Here is a 19725-nt window from a genome sequence, read left to right as displayed (position 1 = left end):
AATGCGACAATTAAAATTTCCTATTTAAAGGATTCAAACGTACGTCCATTCAAGATGTTATGCAGGTTTTATACAAAAATATAGTTAAATAGAAAGGATTTTTATTATTTCATAATTCTTAACCTCTGTTTATAAGCTACAAGATGGTAAACATTATAGGGAGAATAATAGTGAGTTCATCACTCCTTGAACTTCCCAAAAAGTTTTTAGAGTCCCTCTATTCCCCGTTCGTGGGAAGGGAAGAGGAGGCTAAGGTCATAACGTTGGCTCTCCTTACAAAGGAGCATATCGTATTAATAGGGGAACCAGGAACGGCTAAATCAGCCCTAGCTAGAAGGGCAGCAGATCTGCTTAATGCCAGGTTCTTCATGTATTTACTTACAAAATACACCGAACCCGCCGAACTTTTCGGCGCGCTTGACGTCAATGCATTGAAGCAAGGTGTTTACAAGAGAATAACGAAGGAGAGACTTCCCGAAAGTGAGCTGGCTTTCTTGGACGAGATATTTAACGCAAACTCAGCAATACTTAACGCACTGCTCTCACTGCTCAACGAGAGGGTGATATATGACGGTTACAATGTTATCAAGGTTCCACTAAGAACGTTAATCAGCGCCAGCAACAGGGTGCCTGACGAACCGGAGCTTGAAGCTCTTTACGACAGGCTTCTTCTAAGGCATTACGCGAAACCCGTGGGGGAGGATATGTGGAAGGATCTGATAGACTCATCCTGGGAGCTTGAATTCACTGATAAATGGAAGGTCAAAGAACCAGTGATGACTGTGCAGGACTTAGACAGGCTATACAGTATGCTCTCAGAGGTGGACCTGAGCCAGATCAAGTCGAAGCTCCTGAAGCTATATGTCATGCTAGAAGAGAAAGGTGTGCACTTAACTGACAGGAGAAAGGGTAAGGTCCTCAAGATAGTCTCAGCTCATGCCCTACTCAACTCCAGAACTAAGGCAACGGAGGAGGATCTGGTGGTACTCAAGTACATAGCTCCTAGAGAGATAGACGACTTCGAAAAGGTCTCAGCACTTCTTTCAGAGGAACTTAAGACCCCCATAAAGTACATGAGGGAACTGAACGAGATATTCAATAATATCAAGGAGGCAGGGAAATATGTAGATGCGGCTAACGAATCCGATCCCAGGTTAATTGACCTAATTAGGAGTTTGAGGGCAACAAAGGACAGAGTAATATCCTTAGGAAAGGAGAGCGGTGACGAGAAGGTAGAGGAGTTCTCAAGGGAAGTTGGAGCGGAAATTGATAGACTGGTAGAAAAAGTGGGGAGGAAGCTGGGGATCTACACATGAGTGGTCTCCTTAGAGGTGTGGATTACGAAAGCCCCATTGTGAAGTACAGGGGCGAGAGGATACTTAACACCCTAAGGAGGGTCTCGGGTAAGGAGTCCAATGTAGATCCCCTATTCCTCATCGATACCTATTATGTGCATTATCTCCCTCTCCCTATTCTGAAGACCAAGGGAGAAATTGACCAAAGTGATTCCATAAAGTACTCATTGATTGATCTTACCATTTCCTCAGAAATAGTGAACAGGAACAGGAATTATTCCATTGCGAATTCTGCGGTGAGCATGGCCCTTTCAGTGAGCTACGTGCAGAACCTGATAGAGGAACTGGAAAGGATCAGGAGAACTTCACAGTCACAGGAGGAGAGGGAGGCTGCAGAGCAGATCCTTAATGGAATAATGAAGGGAAGTCAGGGAAAGGAAGGAAAGCAGAATCAGAACCAGCAACAGGAGAACCAGGCCACTGGAAAGCTGATGAAACAGGTTCATGAAAAGGCCATGGCAAAGGCTTCAGAGGACGCCAACTCGGTGAGAAGCATGCAGAGAATAGTCGGGGGCAATGGAGCGGGTACAGGATCCATGATGAACTTTGAGGGAGATATACATGACGTGCTTAGGCTGGCTAGGAACACGGAAATCAAGAAGATCTTGGAATTCCTAAGCGGTATCCCCAAGTTAGGTAGCTTCACCAAGAAGAGGACTACTAGGTACGCCAGAGGAGAACTCTATGGATATGAGGAAGGTTCAGATCTTGAGAGACTAGTTCCTTCAGAGCTAGCGTTGCCTGAGGAACTTTTCGACGTCAAGTTAGCGGAGAGCCAGCTTCTGCTATACCAGAAGCAGATTAAGGAAACCCTGGGGCCCATATACCTCCTCTTAGATAAGTCCGGTAGCATGGATGGGGAGAAGATCCTGTGGGCTAAGGCTGTTGCCCTTGCACTCTACAGCAGGGCCAGAAGGGAGAACAGGGATTTCTATCTGAGGTTCTTCGATAACATTCCCTATCCCCTGATCAAGGTCATAAAGAACGCGAAAAGTAAGGATGTAATCAAGATGGTTGAGTACATTGGTAAGATAAGGGGTGGAGGCGGGACTGATATATCTAGGTCAGTAATGTCAGCCTGCGATGATATAAAGGACGGTCACGTAAGGGGAGTCAGCGAGGTAATAATCTTGACAGATGGGGAGGATAAGATTGCCGAGACTACTGTGAGAAGATCCCTCAAGGAGGCAAATGCCACGCTGATTAGCGTGATGATAAGGGGAGACAACGCTGATCTCAAGAGGGTATCAGATAACTATCTCGTGGTCTATCGTTTAGATCAAGGAGATCTACTTAGGGTAGTGGAGTCCTGAGGCTAAAGTATAGCCTTTATCTCTCTTTTTATTTCTTCTTCTAAGAGCAATTTTATCTCAGAATGATGCATTCTTGTCAGGTGAAGAAACATGCCCCTCTTGGTGAATGGCCCCTTGTTACATAACCTGCAGTATAACAGGGTGGATTCCTGATTAACAAGCCAGAAACTCACCCTTGCCACAACCCTTTTCCCCATTTCCCGGGACGAGAAACCAACAGCCCTAATATACTCCTCCTCTTTAACTGTTATCTGTGATGCATACTTAGCTGTGACCTCTACAAGTTTTTCGGCAGTTATTGAGATTCCGCTATCCATAACCTATCACGTACTGAAGATATTCCCACAGCCAAGGTAAACAAGGTTACGGTTCTCTTCATTTTCTCCACTATGTTTGAGTTCTCCAGAAACCTTCCGAAGTCATTCATTTCCAAGCCAAGGGCTCTAAACACTCTCTCTATTCTCACCTCAACCTCAGCGAAGTTAAAGGGAACATCGCCTTTATCTAGAGATTTTTTTGCCAAAGTAATCATCTCCAAGGTCTCTCCCAGTTCCTGTTCTGATATCTCCTCAAATACGTCCAAAATGGATTTGGTCAGTTTTCCTCCTAGATATTCTGCCATTCCCGGTATGTAATCCAGGGGAACAACACTCATTATCCAATTATCAACATATTTTCTCACTGTTTCTAAACTTTCCAGGGTCAACTCGTTCATGTTCTTTAGCGCGGAAGCGGACGCAATTACATGAGCCGCCGCCTCCCCCGCACCCTCTATGGAGGTGGGGAAGGGGAATAAACCACTATCCACATCTATGCTCACTCCTATTCACTGTATGACCAATTCAGGAAGTCTTGGTTTAAACTTCCCCTCCCAATAATACATGCGGGGGAATGGTATTAACACCACAAAAATCCTACCTACTCATTGATGATTGGAAAGATCGATGACGGGCTAATAGATTATAAGCTTTTACTTTCTATGAGAGAGGGCTACTCGTCCTTAGACTGTCTCTCCCTGTCCAGTTCTGTGATTAAACCCAGTTGATGAAGTGCCTCATTGGCCTCTTCGAGAGACGAGGAATTTCTTACAGCTTCGTAAAGCTTAGAGATGGATGCGACAACCCTTGGTCTGAAAGTAAACATTACTGAGGTAAGCGGACTTACGAACACCCTTCTCTTACCGTTTCTGATGGAAACCTCTCCATATAACCCCCTGAATGCCTTTAGGGGTAGAGCTGAGGCCTCAGTGATCGTCACCTCCAATACCCTTTCCACTAATGACGCAGTACTCTCGTCATATCCAAGTATTTCCACCAACCCGTTCAGCGAAGCTATCTTGCTAATCCTCTGTAAAAGATATTCGGCTTCCAGTTCCCCATCTGCCCCCAGACCAATAACCGATAACTGGGTCTTCAGGTAACTTTCCTCCAACTTGGTTAGAGATGCTAGGGCTATAGAATCAGCTAGAGGACTTAGAAGATTGCTTTCTGTACCCTCTGCAAGAATATCACCTCCTGCATCAACGCCAATTACTTGATCTATTCCAAGCTCACTTGCTATTTCTGTGAGATCGTCGTATAGGCCAATGGCGCCTCCGGATATGCAGAACGAAACAACATTAACTCCCAATATCCTAGCAACCCTAGCAGCTTGCGGTATTACTCTTTTTCCCTCCCTGATTGCGTACGAGTTTGGTCCTAGGACTGCCACTCTCTCGTTTATTGCCTCTACCTCTCTCAGGTCATTTGTACAGATGGGACCTGGAACTGGATCCTCAACCCTTCTCTCCCATAGAATCGCCCCTAGGACAACCTTCTCACCATTTTTCCTCAATCTCTCGAAAGGAAGAAGCGCAGATACTATATCTCCACCTCCTCCAGCCCCCAGAACCAGTGAACCCATTTATGAGATAGATAGATGTTCCTATCTAAAGGGTTATCTTTAGAAGAAAATAAGGGAAGAGAAAATGATGTTAGATGTCTTCAGGTTAGATAGTTATCTTTCACTAGTTCGCCATATTCTAAAGTGGCTCCATAAGTAAGTAAAGCGTAGTGAAAAGCCACGTTGAATCCAGTCACACTTCTCTACTCTTTCCCATGCATCTCAATGGCTTTTGAAATCTGTTCGCTTGTAGTATCCAATACTCTCTCCAAGTCAATTTCATACGCAACTGCCACCGCATTGCCCGACTCTAAAATTAGATTCGCAAGAACGTCATTTCCTGTGATTATTTGGTTTCCTCTAATCATTTTCATTAAGCTGGGGCGTTTGTTCAGAACCTGAATGCTCGCTCTGATATTTTTGCCCTTAATTACAATAAACCCTGAATTTACGCTCTCAATTAATTGCCTGATCTTCGTTGCCACTTCAGCAATATCACCCTCAATTCGCATGACCTCGTTAGCAAAGATTCCTTGTTCCTGAACCATCTGCTGTTCCTTGCTGAGATATAGTCTCAGATATGGAATAATGTGATCCTGAATTATGTGCTGAGCTAATTCAAAGGGACTTTTCCCTATTAGCTTGTCAAGGGCTGAGGTCCTGTAGCTGACCTCTAGACCTATCCTTAGCTTGGAACCGTTTGCGCTTTCTTCCACGTAAAAGTGAGCCTTCCATTCAAATTTATTGTCGTCCGACTTTCCAGAATAGAATATTGATCCCCCTTCCAATTCTGGCCCCTTCATGTATCCAAGAACCGTATGCAGTTTTGTGTCTGGTGTGCCGAAGACGTAGAGAACCCTGTAGTCATTGCCAGGTTCAGAGAGTTTACCGGGCGCTACATACTCTGCTGATTTCTTGTCTAAGATCTGAAGAATGTTAACATGCCCCATCACTCCCGAGAAAAGGAATGGGTCCATTAGTCCAGATCTTACTACTGACCTTGGTATTCTAAGTTCAATCTCGTAGGTCTCTAACATATCTATCAGAGGCAGATTGAAAACAGTGGTTTCAAAGTTTTGTAAAGTGCTGTCTAAGAAAAGCTTAAATACACGCCTGTTATTTTTTGTTCATATAAATAATGGCAGACTAGAAAACAATACAGTTAAAATAGTGATGAACATAAATATAAGCTCATTTGTCACTTTACATGGATTTCCACGATATCCTTATCCTCTAGGACGTGATCCTCGCCCACTCTCTGTCCAGGAAACCTGGCAGATTTACCCCATACTTTGGCGTACTTGAAGTTTTCAGAGAGCTGGCTGTGAAGTTTCTGGGCAACATCCAGGACTGTGGATCCTCTCTTCATGAACATTGGATCCTTTGTGGGTTCCTCCATGGGCTCCTTGGTGTAGATTCTTATCACATCAAGGCTGAGGTACAGCTCTCTTCTTAGACTATCTAAGTCAGTCACGTTCACAACCGGTATTCCCTGAACTTGAAATGGCTTAACTGAGGCAACCACCGCAGGCTTAAAGGTGATGGCCTCGAAGAGTGATTTCTCCACATCGTCCAGAGTAACCTCCCCCACAATCTTCACCACAGCTGACTTAATACCGAACTCCCTGAGGTAGTTCTTAACCTGATCCTCTGTGGTTCCTGTCAATTTTCCCATCATAACTATCCTTAGTCCCTCCTTGGTGCTCCTGAATCGCTCTATTATCACTTTCCCCTTGGGTTTTCCTAGTAGGATGTTATTGTTCTCCAGAAACTCCCTCATTCTTGTGAATTCCTCTTGGTCCTCCACCACGAAAAGGATTGAGTCTGCATTTCTGGCCAATCCAAGGAGTTTGCTCACTATGAGCCTCGAATCCAGAATAATTTGGGGAGGATTGACCAACTGAATGGGTGCATCCTCGTAGAAGGTCATAGCAGGAACTGGGTAATCCTTGGGGTCCTGTTTTACGTTGGTGAGCCTGCGCACAAGCGGATTCTTCAGTTCTTCCTTACCCAGCACCAGAACCTGCCCCGCTCCTTCCTTCTCCACGAAAAAGGAAAGACCCCCACCCTTGGATTTCCTCTTCTGTTTCTCCGTCTCCTCTCTCAGCTCTGACAGTCTTCTTTTTGCCCAGTAGACTAGATTTTCAGTTCCCTTGTGTTTGGGTACGCTACTCAGGAAATCCTGAATTGCCTTTATCTTTTCCTCAGGGGTCTTGGCGTCCATCACTCTTAGCCATTTAGTCTTAGCCTCAGCGGGAAGGTTAGTGACCACTTCAGCTCACCTTATCAACGTAGAACTCCGGTGCGTATTTTAGTAATAATTTCCATGATCTCCTTATAATATTTGGTGGTTCGTCTCCCCTGGAAACTAGGTTCAGCAACCACTGAACGGTTTTCCTGTCCGAGGGATATCCACTTCCAAAGTCCCCAAAGTCCTTCTTTAACGAGTCTATTATCCTGTCCCTTATCACCTTAGCCACAATACTTGCCGAGCTGGCCTCAACAAACAGCTCGTCAGCCTTGTGAACAACATTTGGGCTAAATCCATGTTTCTTAATTGTCTGTATGACCTCAGTCTCCCTTCCAACCTTATCCACAGTCACAACTTCAGGGTTAACCCAGGATAACGCATCTATGATCTCTATTACCTTGCTGTAGGTCAACCTGTTCAGATTTTTAGCATCAATTTCCTCAGGAAGGGCCTTTGCAATGGCTACCCCCTCGCTCTCAGAAACTATCAACTCAAATAGTCTCTCCCTTTCCTTCCTGGTGAGCTTCTTGCTATCCTTTACACCGCGCTTCTTCAACCGTTCCAATGCCACCTCGCTCAGGGCCACTCCCGCTACCACCATGGGTCCAATTAGGCATCCTCTCCCTGCTTCGTCTATCCCTATCCTCATAACCTCAAGGAGATTACTAGTTTTGCGTCCCTTTTACCTCTTTTTATCCTCTCCCTTTGGTAACTCTCCTTCATCTCAACCTTAACCTCGCTTACGAACTTCGCCACAAGCCTCTTGGCCACAGTTCTGCTAATGAAATAATAATCCACTCCTTCTTTCAATTCAACTATATCCGAAAGGTTCTCCGCGTCCTCTCTTGAAAAGAAGGACTCGAAGAATCTTTTCTCATCCAGCGCCAGGTTACCCTCCTTGGATCTAAGCTGTATTATTGCCTCGTAGTATTTCCCTCGTCTTTTTACGCAAGAGTCGCATAGGGTACTTTCCACCTTAACCATCACGTCCTTGGTTTCGTCGAATCTTTCTCCCTCAACCGAACCTGAAATCCTCAATGGAAAGTGATTGTTACCATGAACATCACTCCACATTTGCCCCACATCCACGTGATACTCTCCTACATGATCGTCCAGCTCTATGGCCGAGACTATCTCCTCCTCCAAGGAAGATGATATATCTCCACGGGGTGGAGTCCACTTTCCCTTAATCTTCCTGGAACCGCAAATCCTGCATACTGTAATTGACATGCTTCTAGGCACTCTAGCTATCTCCCTTGTTTTCACATAACATGAGGGACAGAGTCTATCTATGAGCTTTACGTCCTCTCTTCCGCACATTACACAGAATTTTCCTCCCATTTCCATCACAGATTATAGATCTGTGCGAACTTCACCCCTGATACGGTTAATACGGCGTTCTCATGGACAAGCCCCCTTCTTATTGCCTCCCCAATTACCTTCTCTCCCACCATGCTCACCACCGTGGCCTCATCCACTAGGTTTAGGGCATAGTTAATGTCCACCTCGTCTCCCCCGTAGAATTCATCGTTTACGTTTAGAACTGCCCTATCCTCCCTGAATTCTTTTCCAAGGTACTCCTTTTCACATATGTTCACAAAGACGTGTCCTTCTCCCCTTATGACCTTGAGAATTACCCTCATTATCTCACAGAGGCTTAACTGGGTTTTTGGCACCGCATGCCAGGCACTGAATATACCATATTTTCTTCTCCTTTACTAGGACGGTATCAAGGCTTTTACATGTGGAGCACTGGACGTAGGTCTTCAGGAACCTGTCCATGAAGGTGTTCACTATGGCGTTGGAGAACTTACCTTGGATCATCAGCTGTCCATTCTCGGATATGGAGCCAGCCGCAGCAAGCTCCTTCAGCAGGTATCTCATGCATATCTTGTCCTCCCTCCTTATTCTGTCACAGTACTCGCTGAAGTTTCTGATAATGGTGGTATTACCCACGTTAATAATAGTGAGGGTAGGAAGAGTTTGCGTCTCCGCTGCCAAGTCCTTTTTGGGCAGCTTAGTGTAGAGCCTGTCCAGAAGCACGTTGTAGAGCTTATCCCTCTCTGACATGAAACTCGATTAACTCTATATAATCACGCGGTTAAATTTGTGACTAGTACAAGCTATGAGAATTTACTTTGAGACATATGGATGCGCCCTAAACAAGGGCGATACGTACTCAATGATGACTTTGCTAAAGAACAGAAAACATGAAATAGTGAATAGCGAGGAGGAGGCCGATGTTCTAGTCATAAACACCTGTGCAGTGAGAATGGAAACGGAGGAGAAGATGAAGAAGAGAATATCAGAACTTTCTAGGGCAGGGAAGAAATTGGTTGTGGCAGGCTGTTTAGCTGGTGCGGAGCCTGGTTTGGTCACCTCTCTTACACCTCAATCGTCATTGATTGGGCCTCAATCCATAGGGGATATTGTCAAGGCTGTTGAATCCAAGGAAAGGATAGTGAGCCTTTATGGCGAGGCTCCCTCCGTATTACCTGGACTCTTCGAGGGGCTCATCTCCGTGATCCCCATTGCCGACGGATGCGCTGGTAGTTGTAACTTCTGTATCACCAAGTTGGCCAGAAGGGAGCTGAGAAGTTATCCTCCCAGAATGATCGTGGAAGCTGTGAGGAAAGCAGTGGAAAGGGGGGCCAAGGAGGTTGAATTAACGGGTCAGGATACAGCCGCCTATGGTCTAGACATTGGGGGAGAAATGGGACTTGCAGAGCTGGTCAAGGAGGTGTCTTCCCTGGAGGGGGATTTCATGGTGAGGATAGGTATGATGACCCCTGAACTGGCCATGAGACAACTTGAGCGCCTGTTGGATGCCTGGGACAATTCCAAGGTGTACAAGTTCTTTCACCTACCCGTGCAGAGCGGTAACGATCACGTACTGATGGTTATGAACAGGAAGTACACGGTGGATGAGTATAGGGAAATCGTTAAGGAGATAAGGAAAAGGTTTCCCCTAGTTAACATTACCACGGACATAATAGTAGGTCACCCCGGAGAGGATGAGGCCGCGTTCGAGGATACATTGCGTCTCATGAAGGAATTAAGGTTCGAAAGGATACATATAGCCATGTACTCGCTCAGACCTAACACCAGGAGTGCCATGATGATCCAGGTTCCTGGTGCAGTTAAGAAGGAGAGGCTGAAGAGGGCTGTATCACTTTACGAGGAACTTTCGAGGGAAATTCACAGGGAATACGTTGGGAGAAGAATGAAGGTTATAGCTCTGGAAAACGGAAAGGGAGACACACAGATAGGCAGGACGCTCAACTACATTCCCGTCATACTCAGGGGAGCGGAGCTAGGTAAATGGTACGAGGTTGAGATTACGGATTCATCATTCTTTGACCTAAGGGGCACAATTGTTTAAAAAGTTTAAATTCTTCTATACCAACGTGATACCATGGTAGATGTTTACATAGCTTCTGCGGTGAGAACTCCTATTGGACGTTTTGGAGGGTCCCTGAAGTCAGTGAAACCTCAGATGTTAGGGGCTGTTGCCATAAAGGAAGCGCTGAGAAGGGCAAACGTTGATCCCTCTCGTGTCGATATCACTATCATGGGTAACGTATTGAGGGCAGGTCACGGCCAGGATTTAGCTAGGCAGGCTGCGCTTTTAGCGGGAATACCGTGGGAAGTTGACGGTTATTGTGTGGACATGGTATGTTCCTCCGGTATGATGGGGGTTACCAACGCAGCTCAAATGATCAAGGGAGGTGATGCCGATGTGGTGGTTGCGGGCGGGATGGAATCCATGAGCCAATCCATGCTGGCAGTTAATTCAGAAGTAAGATGGGGTGTAAAGTTCTTATCTGGAAAAAGTTTAAATTTCATTGACACGATGTTAGTGGACGGACTTACAGACCCCTTCAACCTCAAACTCATGGGACAGGAAGCGGATATGGTTGCTAGAGAAAGGGATATCTCCAGGAGGGAACTGGACGAGGTTGCTTATGAGAGTCATAGAAGGGCCCATCAGGCATGGGAGAAGGGACTATTCAAATCGGAAGTTGTTCCGGTGAACCTAGACGAGGGTAAACTAGAGAGGGATGAGGGCATCAGACCGGACACAACCATTGAGAAACTAAGTTCGCTTAAGCCCGCGTTCTCTGAAAACGGGTATCACACTGCAGGTAACTCATCTCAGATTTCGGACGGAGCTGTTGCCATGGTCCTAATGAGCGAGAAGGCAGTGAAGGAGTTTGGGGTAGATCCAGTGGCGAGAATTCTAGGTTACTCCTGGGTGGGCATAGAGAGTTGGCGTTTCACAGAGGCACCCCTTCACTCCGTGAAGAAGCTGTTGACAAGGCTCAACATGGGTATTACTCAGTTCGATTACTTTGAGAATAATGAGGCCTTCGCTGTGAACAATGTTCTTTTCCACAGGTACCTCGGAGTGCCCTACGAGCAATTGAACGTGTTCGGAGGAGCAATAGCGTTGGGTCATCCAATAGGGGCCAGCGGTGCTAGGATCATGGTGACCCTGCTCAATGTGCTGAGCAAAATGAATGGAAAAAGGGGAATCGCAAGTATCTGTCACGGCGTGGGAGGGTCAACAGCTATAGGTTTGGAGTTGCTTCGGCCACTCTAATCTTTGAACCGGTGATTTAACATTTTTAGTCTCTAGCTTTCATGAAGACGTAAAATAAGCTAAGTTTTTAATATTCCGCCATCTTGTTAAGGCAATGGTGTTTCAGTAGTTGCCCAAGAAAGATAGGACAGATCAAGCACCTTCAAAGGAGGTTCCGAAACCCGAAGAAGGCGAGGTTATTTGCGTTGTTAAGAAGATGCTGGGGGCCGAACATATAATTGTTGCCTGTTTAGATGGTAAGGAGAGGACAGCCAGAATACCAGGTAGGATGAGGAAAAAGACTTGGATAAAAGAGGGTGACGTGGTCCTCGCCGCACCTTGGGATTTTCAGCCCAATAAGGCAGACATAGTTTACAGGTACATGAATGATGAAATAAGGAAGTTAATTGAGGAAAAAGTAATTAGCAGGGACGTGATTGATCAACTTAGAGGTTGAATAGAATAGTTAGGAGAGAGGAGAAAAGAGAAAAGGACGAAGATGTCTTCAAGACAGTTGATTCCACGTTAGACTCCTCCACTTCATTGGCGGTAATTCAGGTAATGAGGAAACTGAGCATAGAGTCTATTCTGGGTGCTATTGCCTCAGGAAAGGAGGCCAAGGTCTACCCTGCCAAGACTAGGGATGGCAACTATATCGCCTTGAAGATCTACTATACCTCAACTGCCTCCCATAAGCGCGCCATAAGGAAATATGTTTCCCTAGATGGAAGGTCAGATGTGAGGTTCTCTAGCACTAAGGAAATGATATACGGCTGGGCAAGAAAGGAGTTCGGTAACCTTTCGAAGATGTTTGAGGCCGGAGTGAGGGTACCTAGGCCTCTCCTAGTGAACAAAAATGTACTAGCAATGGAGTTCATTGGAGAGGGGATAACGAAGGCTCCACTTCTGGTGGACTTGGAAGAGATTACGCAGGACTTTTATGATGAAATAGTCAGGCAAATTGAAGTAATGGTGACCAAGGCACAGCTTGTTCATGGCGACCTCAGCGAATTTAATGTAATGGTGAAGGATGATCTACCCTACATTATAGACGTAGGTCAGGCAGTTCCAGTATGGGCAGAAAATTCACTGGTCCTTCTGGAAAGGGATATAAATAATATTAATAGATTTTTCCAGAGCAAGGGAGTAGACGTGATACCTGTGGAAGAATTATTAAACAGGCTGGAGTTATCTAGTAAGGAGAAGTAATGTTTGTGAGTGTGCCGGACGAGAGGCTAGACCTGGTTAAATCTCTCCTTCTGGATCTTTCTAAGATGGGCGGGGTCGAGATACTTTACGACGATAAGGTGAAAAACTTCGTTGTGGATCCCAAGAACCAGAATCCTTACCAAGCTCTCAAGGTAGTTTCCGTGATAAGGGCAATTGGTCTTGGGGTTCCAGTGTCTGATGCCCTCAAGTTGATGGGAGAGGAGGTCATGATGGATGTCATTGACCTGAAAGAGATTGCCAACAGCAGGGATAATATGACGAGGGTCAAGGGCAGAATAATAGGAGAAGGCGGAAAGACAAAGAAGATAATCCAGGAGTATACCGGTGTAAGTGTTGTAATTTCAGGTCATTACGTGACTCTGCTGGGCAATTATGAACAAATACCCATAGCCAAAAAGGCGTTGGAGTTACTGGTGAGGGGAAGGGAACATTCCACAGTTTATAAATATCTGGATAGGGCAGAGCAACAACTAATCAGATATAGATCATCCTATAAGGGAAGACCTCTCCTGTGAATGTGTCATTGAATAGAAAGTGTCTCAATGTCTTCGTGAAGCGTGGAGACAATAACCCTGTCGTAGGATTGTATAACTTTTCTATTTCTTTCATCCTCTAAGAACTTTTTTAATTCCTCGGTTCTTTTATTGAGGGCTAGTCTAAAGAAGTTTAGAAGTATTTTCTTGGGTTCGCTTAATATATCCTCGGTAACCAAGAGGCTTGGTCTGGGTGTCATCAGGAGGGTAAGATGCGTCCCAGTTAGCCTAGCTATCATGGCCAACTTATACGCACTATACTCCTTTGTGGGAGACCTTTTGCTGGCTTTCACTTCCACGAAATATTTATTCCCATCTCTCTCTGCCTCTATATCGTGAGTTGGAAGATCAACGGAACGAATATTCACGAAATTCATCGACTCAAGAACTAGCCTAGCCCTGTACTCCATGGCGAAACCCATTATGATTCCCTTTGCCCTATTCACTGCATACTCAAGCTCGTCATCTGTGAAACCATATTGATCCTTCAGGAGTTGAAGGGCATCCACAACCCTCTTTCTACACAATTGAATAAAAATATTTCCTAAGTTCTTCTAATCCCAACGCAAAGGGGGACTAAGCCGGCGAAGTACTTGGAACCTTGTCTTCCTCTACATTTTTAAACTTAGGTCGAAATAATTGAATAATGGCATTTAAGGGGCTACGAAGGAACGGGGGTAACAAGAAGGAATTCAAATCCTCGCTTGGGATAATGGGCAATTTCTATGAACTGGGAATAGTTAAGTCTATTTCCAGGAGTATAGAGAAAAAATTGCTTCTGGCGGGCCTAAGTACAGATCCGCAACTATTCGCCGCTCAAATGTTCTTCTATCTGATGGTCTCATCGGTCTTCTCTGCAATTCTTGCATTCTTAGGGGTCTATATACTCGTAAAGTTCTACTTAGTGTTCAGGTTGGCCAAGTTTGCTGTTGCGGGTCTTATGTTCATCATATTTGCGGTGATAATACCGCCAGTCACGTATCTTCTGTTGAATGTGAACATATCCCAAAGCATCGAGAATAGAAGAATTGGTATAGATGCTGAAACTGCAGCCTTCTCCGCTGTTTTTACGATCTTCCTCAGATCAGGTCTTAGCCCCAGAATACTTTTCGATAGAATTTCCAGAACTATAGCGTTCAATTATATAAACCAAGTTCTTCTCTACGTTTCTAAAAGAATAAATTTTCTAGGGGAAAACGTGGAGGATGCCCTACTTCACTAGTACTTTGTGGAAGTTTTTATCCATTGTTTTCTACCTCTATTTCATCTAAATCCAGATATTGGACCACATCAAGATTAAACTGATCGTGATGTTCCTCGAAGAACCTCCTCACCTCCTCCCTGGCCTCCTCCACGTTGTTGAAGAACCTGTTCGCAAGGTGGAACTTCAGGTCCTTGAAGATCCTCTCCACAGGGTTTAGCTCTGGCGAGTACTTTGGGGTGAAAACGGGTCTCACTCCCCTTCTCCTGAACAGGTCCAGGATAGCCCCCGTCTTGTGGGAGGAGTGGTTGTCAAGGACGAGGTACTTGGTCTCCCTGCCCCACTTCCTCTCCATCCTGTAAACGAAGCTCTTCATGTTCTTGCTGGAGAGGGAGTTGTAGAGGGCGTACAGCACCTTCCTTGAAATGGCGTCAAGGGCGAGGAAGACGTAGAAGTGCTGGAAGCCCAGGTTCACCCTGATCCTGGGCCTGGAACCCCTCCTGGCGAGGCACCTCCTCACCGTGGTGCCCACCACCACCCTTGTCTCATCGAAGAACGCTATCCTGCGTCCCATCAGTTCCTTCACTTTTTTTAAAATCGCGGTGCTTCTCCACCTCGGCCCTGGCGTTCACCGGCCTGGGCGTCACGAAACCGTACCCCAGCTGGTGCACTACCCTGTAAAGGTGATACCTATTGTAAACTATCCCCCTCTTCCTCAGCTCAGCGTTCAGCGCCCTCATGGTCCACCCCTCCAGGTTGTATCCCAGCTCCCTGGGACTTGTCTCCAGCACCTTCTTCACCTCCTCGCTGGAGTACTTCCTGGGCCTACCCGACCTTGGCCTATCCCTCAACGCTCCGACCCCTCCCCTCTTGTACTTCGCGACCCACTTCTTCACCGTTGAGTACGAAACCCCGAGGACCTCGGCCACCCTGTACTCCCTGAACCCGTCCACGAGGTACATCTTCACCCCCAGTATTCTCTGCCTTATCCTAGCATTCTTTTCCTCCCTGTAAGCCTTCTCTAATTCCTCCACATTCTATATTAGTAATACCAAGATAAAAACTTTACCTAAGTACTAACGCAATAAGGATATCACCATCCAAAATACTTAATGATTTCTTCGTTAGCTACGTAGCGGCAGTTAGAAGTGGAGCGCCAGTCCTTGACGCAGTTTCTGCAAAGGCTAAGGATATCCTTAAACAGTTGGAACTGGCTGCTGCCCTAGCTGCAGACAAACTTTCAGGTGTAGGTGAAACCTATGTGATATGGCTAGCCTCTGGTTACATTACGTTCTTTCTAACACTGTTACTGCAGGCTCTCTTTCCAAGTATAGTAGGAAGTTTCATACCCCTTAACGCCTTTGGGGCTATCCTCATTCTGATCTTACCCCTAGTTGACGGAGTCTTCATATTGATGGCGGAGCAGTCCCAACTCAGGTTTCCAGAGAGGAAAATTTCGTCCTACAAGACATTCTATATCTCCTTGGGTGTAGGTCTTCTCGTGATGTTTGTGCTTTTGGGCATTACCAAACAGCTGATCCCATTCCTCACTCTGACCGGTAACACCAACAATGTGACTCCAGTAACTATCATAATGATGATCAGTTTTCTCATAGCGGCTATTCCTCCAGCCATTGTGACATCTAGGGAGTTGAAAAAGGGGACAGGTTATGACCCATACGTAGTTAACTTACTTAGGGCTATCTCAGAGGGCATAAGAGCAGGGCTTTCTCCCGAGACCATAATAAAGAACATAAAGGATAGCCAAGAGATGGGCAAATTATCGTATATATTGAAGAGAATTTACGCTTACATCTCTCTGGGTTACCCGTTAAGAGATGCCTTCCTAAAGGGAGCAGAGGAGATAGTTGACTTCACCTCAAGGATTTCTCTGGTATCCATGGCCGATATGATTGATATTGGAAGTCTCACTCCAGACAGTATAGAAAGCCTTGCTGAACAGGTGGAGACCCAGATTAAGATAAAAAGGGAGTACGAAAGCAAGGTGAAGATTCTTCTCTATACTCCGTATATAGGGGTGGTCATCTCCATCATAGCGGTGAACTTGCTATCTGCAGCCATACTAGGACTAATAACGGGTAACGCATATGCATTCTCCTCAGGTGCCCTTGGTGAGGCTAGGGTTCTTCTGCCTCAGGCTGTTTACATCACGGCTATTGCCTCCATGGTGAACGCATTCTTCGCTGGGTTGTTAGTGGGAAAGCTGGGCAGGGGCAAGGTGGCCACAGGATTTATTCATGCAGCCATAATGGTTATGATAACTGCTATATTAATGATAATAATAGTACATGTTCACTTTACCTTCGGCCCCACAGCACCTCCGTCAGGATGATTTTTATTACGCCTAGAATGAGAGAAAAGAATATTTATAAAGAAGATTTACATCATATTATCTAGTATGAATTTAAATCTGCCACTGCCATTTCGTAGCAAACCTTCCCCTAAAAATGAACAGTTAAGCTTTGGGGATTTGCCAATTAGCCTTTATCCCATAACATTACCCTACGAGGAACTGCCCGAAATAATATCTGAGTACGAGGTTGATATGCTCAGCATGATGCCTAGAGCAGTTAAGTCATCTTTTGAATCCAATAATGTAGAATTGTCAATTGCCAATCCCCACACGTTTATCGTGTTTGACCAGGACAAGGGAATATTTAGGTATGTCTTAGTGGAGCCACCTATAGATCAAAATATTTTCAATGCTTACATTTTCCTCATCAAGGAAATTGAAAGATCCCTCTTAAGCAAGGAGGACACCGTGGACATAGCCAAGATCTTACTGGAAGCCAACGCTAAAATGCCCAGTATGGGCCTAGTGCAGGGCCAAGTAGGTGGGATAATCAAGCTCAGTACGAAAGGGAAAGTAGCCCTCTATTACCTGTTAAGGAACATGTTTGGTTACAACGTGCTCACTCCCCTGTTAGCTGATAATGAGATCGAGGACATATCATGTAGCGGAATTGGTCTACCCGTGTACGTGTACCACAGGGAATATGATTACGTTCCCACCAATCTCACTATAACTGAATCAATGAAAGTATTGAACAGGGAAATTAGCGGATCTGAGCTACTGGATCAAATAGTATTAAGACTCATCTCGCTTTCAGGTAAAACGGTCTCAATAGCAACTCCCATAGCAGACGGTATATTGCCAAAGGGAGACAGAATAGCTGCTACGTTCAGATACGAGGTAAGCGCTAGGGGATCAAGCTTCGTCATTAGGAGATTCAGCGAGAGACCGATCACCATATTAGACCTGATTAATAGTGGGGTCATAAGCCCTGAAACCGCAGCCTATCTCTGGTACTCCATTGATCTTAGAATGTCGTTCATGGTTATAGGGGTCACAGGCGCAGGTAAGACAACGGTACTAGGTTCTATCCTAAATCTTGCGAAGGAGTCACTAAAAATCGTTTCCATAGAAGATATTCCAGAGATAAAGCTGGCTCAAGAGAACTGGGTTCAGCTCTATGCCAGGCAAGCATACGGTGAGTCCAGCAAGGAAATAGGCCTGATGGACCTGCTAAAACTCTCCCTGAGGTATAGGCCAGACATTATAGTGGTAGGTGAGATTAGGGGCGCAGAGTCCTACATCCTGTTCCAAGCCCTCTCCACAGGTCACGGAGGTGCCACGACCTTTCACGCCCACGATTCTGAGAGTGCAGTAAAGAGGTTAATGAACCCTCCACTTAATATTCCAGCCGGATGGATACCCATGAACAACATTATCATTAGTGTGAGAAGGTTACCGGTGCTTGTGGGAGATAAGATACAGCTGAAGAGGAGGGTCGTTGCCATAGACGAGCTGGTGACCGCATCGGATTTCAGGAGAGTTGTTAACTGGGATCCCAAGGTGGATACTCATGTGGTGGACTTAGATAATGCGAAGGTTCTGAGGAACAGGCTGGAGGAGTCTGGAAGATCTCTTGAAGAAGTGAAAGAAGAGATACAGAGGAGAGCGCTTTACTTGAGGCTGATGGCAACATCCAAGGACATCGTTCAGAACCCTGAAAGCTACAAGATGGTCAAGAAATACGTCATCAAGTACAGCCTGAGACCTGATGAGGCCATGAGAGAGGTAGCTAGGATGTCATCAATAAAGGTCACGGTATGATTAACAGAATAATTGAAATTACAAACAGAATGGTCCCTTGAATTAAATAGCTTTTTAGCGTTATTATTCCGCTCACAAGGAAGAGGTATGAAATGACGTTAGGCTCTAATGGTATCCATAACTCTTGTTCTCTCTCTACCTTGGGCGTAACTCTCCAGCTGAATTTTGCGTTGAAAAGACCAAGAAAGTAACCGGATAGGAAGGCAGAAATCATAAGCGCAGGAATCCTCAAGTCATACTCCCTTGTTCTAGATCTGAGAGAGAAGACCAAGGATGAGAGAAGGAACAGGGACATGGACGAAATCCAGATGATGGGGGATGAGGACAAGATGGGAGAGAGAAAACCTGCAATCAATAACATAATAAAGAACACTGGGTATATCCCCCATTGGTTCGCGTACATTGCCCCCTCTATTCCTTTGATTCCCTTGCTTATCATGGAGAGGCTGTAGGGAAGAAGTTGTCCTGATCCATAAGCCCATCTTTTCATTTGATGGAAAAGGTCTTTCCAGTTATATGGGGCCAAGGTTTCTACCACAACGTCGTCTGCGTAGCCTACCTTAACCCCATTAAGGAATAACCTAATCCCTATCTCAAGATCCTCAGCGACCACTCCCTCCTTCCAACCTCCTATCCTTTTCAGGGTAGATGATTTAATTGCGAATGCAGAGCCGTTGGGGAATATGGGAAGCCCCCTAAGGTATCGTCCCCTGAAGAGGGAATCCATGGAGAACTCGGTTATCCCAGAGTAAAGAACCTGAAGTTTATTCTTGAGATCTCTCACCTTAAGTCTTAGGGCCACTGCCTCCGCTTGTCTCAAGTGTGTGGATACCTTGGTCAAGAAATCGGGATCTACCCTGGCCTCAGCATCTAAAAAAACTAGAAGTTCACCTGATGACAGGGAAACGCCGTAATTAAGTGCGCCAGCCTTCCTTCCGTGTGGTTTATCTCTTCTGACCAGTCGGAAGTTCACTGGAAGTTTAATATGTTTCAGTCTTTCAAACTTCTCTTCAGAATCGTCAGAGACCAGTATTACCTCGTAATCCGAATAGTTCAGCTTTGAAAGATTTTCCACCAGTTCCGAGATTGTGCTGGGATCCTCTTCCTTTATGGCAACGATTATTGATGCTTTACCACCGGCACTTCCCTTTGCAGGGTAAGAAATCCCGCTTCGAGTGTAATAGAATGTTTCCAGAAGTATCCAGGACGATGAAAGTATTGCAGACAAAATAATAACAACA

At 45.5% G+C, this 19725-nt stretch carries 23 protein-coding genes; 10 read left to right on the top strand and 13 right to left on the bottom strand.

The genetic code is table 11. The annotated features are described in order from the left end of the window. Window positions 1-143 precede the first annotated feature (143 nt). Both QVC96_RS06855 and QVC96_RS06850 read left to right on the top strand, forming a co-directional pair. Window positions 144-1316 carry an AAA family ATPase gene (locus QVC96_RS06855; protein WP_255776088.1) on the top strand — a complete coding sequence of 391 codons (1173 nt, stop codon included), beginning with the start codon at window positions 144-146 and terminating at the stop codon, window positions 1314-1316. Then, a complete protein-coding gene (locus tag QVC96_RS06850) occupies window positions 1313-2668 on the top strand; it encodes a vWA domain-containing protein (RefSeq protein WP_238025524.1) in 1356 nt (451 codons plus the stop codon). Before QVC96_RS06855 ends, QVC96_RS06850 begins: the two co-directional genes overlap by 4 nt. Before the next feature lie 2 nt (window positions 2669-2670). On the opposite strand, the gene QVC96_RS06845 is transcribed toward QVC96_RS06850, so the two are convergent. The 9 genes from QVC96_RS06845 to QVC96_RS06805 form a co-directional block, all read right to left on the bottom strand. Next, window positions 2671-2985 carry a hypothetical protein gene (locus QVC96_RS06845; protein WP_238025523.1) on the bottom strand — a complete coding sequence of 105 codons (315 nt, stop codon included), beginning with the start codon at window positions 2983-2985 and terminating at the stop codon, window positions 2671-2673. After that, window positions 2964-3476 carry a hypothetical protein gene (locus tag QVC96_RS06840; protein WP_238025522.1) on the bottom strand — a complete coding sequence of 171 codons (513 nt, stop codon included), beginning with the start codon at window positions 3474-3476 and terminating at the stop codon, window positions 2964-2966. Before QVC96_RS06840 ends, QVC96_RS06845 begins: the two co-directional genes overlap by 22 nt. 182 nt (window positions 3477-3658) lie before the next feature. Next, window positions 3659-4570, bottom strand: a complete 912-nt coding sequence (locus tag QVC96_RS06835; RefSeq protein ID WP_238025520.1) for a DUF1152 domain-containing protein — start codon at window positions 4568-4570, stop codon at window positions 3659-3661. A gap of 182 nt (window positions 4571-4752) precedes the next feature. Then, on the bottom strand, window positions 4753-5586 hold the full coding sequence (locus tag QVC96_RS06830; RefSeq protein ID WP_238025519.1) for a hypothetical protein: 834 nt from the start codon (window positions 5584-5586) through the stop codon (window positions 4753-4755). 161 nt (window positions 5587-5747) lie between these two features. Continuing rightward, window positions 5748-6821, bottom strand: a complete 1074-nt coding sequence (locus QVC96_RS06825; protein ID WP_238025518.1) for a TGS domain-containing protein — start codon at window positions 6819-6821, stop codon at window positions 5748-5750. A gap of 1 nt (window position 6822) precedes the next feature. After that, the gene (rnhB, locus tag QVC96_RS06820; protein ID WP_238025517.1) at window positions 6823-7449 is read right to left on the bottom strand and encodes a ribonuclease HII; all 627 of its coding nucleotides are present in this window, start codon (window positions 7447-7449) and stop codon (window positions 6823-6825) included. After that, the gene (locus tag QVC96_RS06815) at window positions 7446-8120 is read right to left on the bottom strand and encodes a 60S ribosomal export protein NMD3 (protein WP_238025516.1); all 675 of its coding nucleotides are present in this window, start codon (window positions 8118-8120) and stop codon (window positions 7446-7448) included. The genes rnhB and QVC96_RS06815 overlap by 4 nt, the downstream gene beginning before the upstream one ends. 26 nt (window positions 8121-8146) lie before the next feature. After that, on the bottom strand, window positions 8147-8443 hold the full coding sequence (locus QVC96_RS06810; protein WP_287690358.1) for a DUF424 domain-containing protein: 297 nt from the start codon (window positions 8441-8443) through the stop codon (window positions 8147-8149). Window positions 8444-8447: 4 nt separating this feature from the next. Next, complete coding sequence (locus QVC96_RS06805) at window positions 8448-8870, bottom strand: translation initiation factor IF-2 subunit beta (RefSeq protein ID WP_238025514.1); 423 nt, start codon at window positions 8868-8870, stop codon at window positions 8448-8450. A 55-nt stretch (window positions 8871-8925) separates the two neighbouring features. Here QVC96_RS06805 and QVC96_RS06800 point away from each other — a divergent pair, with 55 nt between their 5' ends. The 5 genes from QVC96_RS06800 (at window position 8926) to QVC96_RS06780 (ending at window position 13127) form a co-directional block, all read left to right on the top strand. Continuing rightward, a complete protein-coding gene (locus QVC96_RS06800) occupies window positions 8926-10182 on the top strand; it encodes a tRNA (N(6)-L-threonylcarbamoyladenosine(37)-C(2))-methylthiotransferase (RefSeq protein WP_287690356.1) in 1257 nt (418 codons plus the stop codon). Between the two features lie 33 nt (window positions 10183-10215). Then, window positions 10216-11403: a thiolase family protein gene (locus QVC96_RS06795; protein WP_238025506.1), complete on the top strand. Its 1188-nt coding sequence runs from the start codon at window positions 10216-10218 to the stop codon at window positions 11401-11403. A 109-nt stretch (window positions 11404-11512) separates the two neighbouring features. Then, window positions 11513-11839: a translation initiation factor aIF-1A gene (locus QVC96_RS06790; RefSeq protein WP_238025504.1), complete on the top strand. Its 327-nt coding sequence runs from the start codon at window positions 11513-11515 to the stop codon at window positions 11837-11839. Further along, entirely contained in the window at window positions 11836-12591 is a 756-nt protein-coding gene (locus QVC96_RS06785) for a serine protein kinase RIO (RefSeq protein WP_238025501.1), read from the top strand. The genes QVC96_RS06790 and QVC96_RS06785 overlap by 4 nt, the downstream gene beginning before the upstream one ends. Then, window positions 12591-13127, top strand: a complete 537-nt coding sequence (locus QVC96_RS06780; RefSeq protein WP_287690354.1) for a KH domain-containing protein — start codon at window positions 12591-12593, stop codon at window positions 13125-13127. Before QVC96_RS06785 ends, QVC96_RS06780 begins: the two co-directional genes overlap by 1 nt. A gap of 5 nt (window positions 13128-13132) precedes the next feature. Here QVC96_RS06780 and QVC96_RS06775 read toward each other — a convergent pair whose 3' ends face one another. Continuing rightward, window positions 13133-13654, bottom strand: a complete 522-nt coding sequence (locus tag QVC96_RS06775) for a hypothetical protein (protein WP_238025497.1) — start codon at window positions 13652-13654, stop codon at window positions 13133-13135. A 137-nt stretch (window positions 13655-13791) separates the two neighbouring features. On the opposite strand from QVC96_RS06775, the gene QVC96_RS06770 reads away from it, so the two are divergent. Further along, window positions 13792-14367, top strand: coding sequence for a hypothetical protein (locus QVC96_RS06770; RefSeq protein WP_287690352.1), 576 nt, complete (start codon window positions 13792-13794; stop codon window positions 14365-14367). A 16-nt stretch (window positions 14368-14383) separates the two neighbouring features. Here QVC96_RS06770 and QVC96_RS06765 read toward each other — a convergent pair whose 3' ends face one another. Both QVC96_RS06765 and QVC96_RS06760 read right to left on the bottom strand, forming a co-directional pair. Further along, window positions 14384-14920: an IS630 family transposase gene (locus tag QVC96_RS06765; protein ID WP_287688805.1), complete on the bottom strand. Its 537-nt coding sequence runs from the start codon at window positions 14918-14920 to the stop codon at window positions 14384-14386. Further along, window positions 14892-15380: a helix-turn-helix domain-containing protein gene (locus QVC96_RS06760; protein ID WP_238027283.1), complete on the bottom strand. Its 489-nt coding sequence runs from the start codon at window positions 15378-15380 to the stop codon at window positions 14892-14894. Before QVC96_RS06760 ends, QVC96_RS06765 begins: the two co-directional genes overlap by 29 nt. A 227-nt stretch (window positions 15381-15607) precedes the next feature. Between QVC96_RS06760 and QVC96_RS06755 the strand changes: the two genes are divergently transcribed. After that, the gene (locus tag QVC96_RS06755) at window positions 15608-16699 is read left to right on the top strand and encodes a type II secretion system F family protein (RefSeq protein ID WP_287690351.1); all 1092 of its coding nucleotides are present in this window, start codon (window positions 15608-15610) and stop codon (window positions 16697-16699) included. Window positions 16700-16765: 66 nt separating this feature from the next. Then, window positions 16766-18484, top strand: a complete 1719-nt coding sequence (locus QVC96_RS06750) for a type II/IV secretion system ATPase subunit (protein ID WP_287690350.1) — start codon at window positions 16766-16768, stop codon at window positions 18482-18484. Here the strand turns inward: QVC96_RS06750 and QVC96_RS06745 are convergent. Further along, on the bottom strand, window positions 18474-19712 hold the full coding sequence (locus tag QVC96_RS06745) for a glycosyltransferase (RefSeq protein WP_287690348.1): 1239 nt from the start codon (window positions 19710-19712) through the stop codon (window positions 18474-18476). The two genes, QVC96_RS06750 and QVC96_RS06745, sit on opposite strands and share 11 nt — an antisense overlap. Window positions 19713-19725: the final 13 nt, after the last annotated feature.

The organism is Metallosphaera javensis (ex Sakai et al. 2022), from assembly GCA_021654415.1.
GTDB classification, from domain to species: Archaea; Thermoproteota; Thermoprotei_A; order Sulfolobales; family Sulfolobaceae; genus Metallosphaera; species Metallosphaera javensis.
This window is presented reverse-complemented; position numbering and strand designations above follow the sequence as displayed.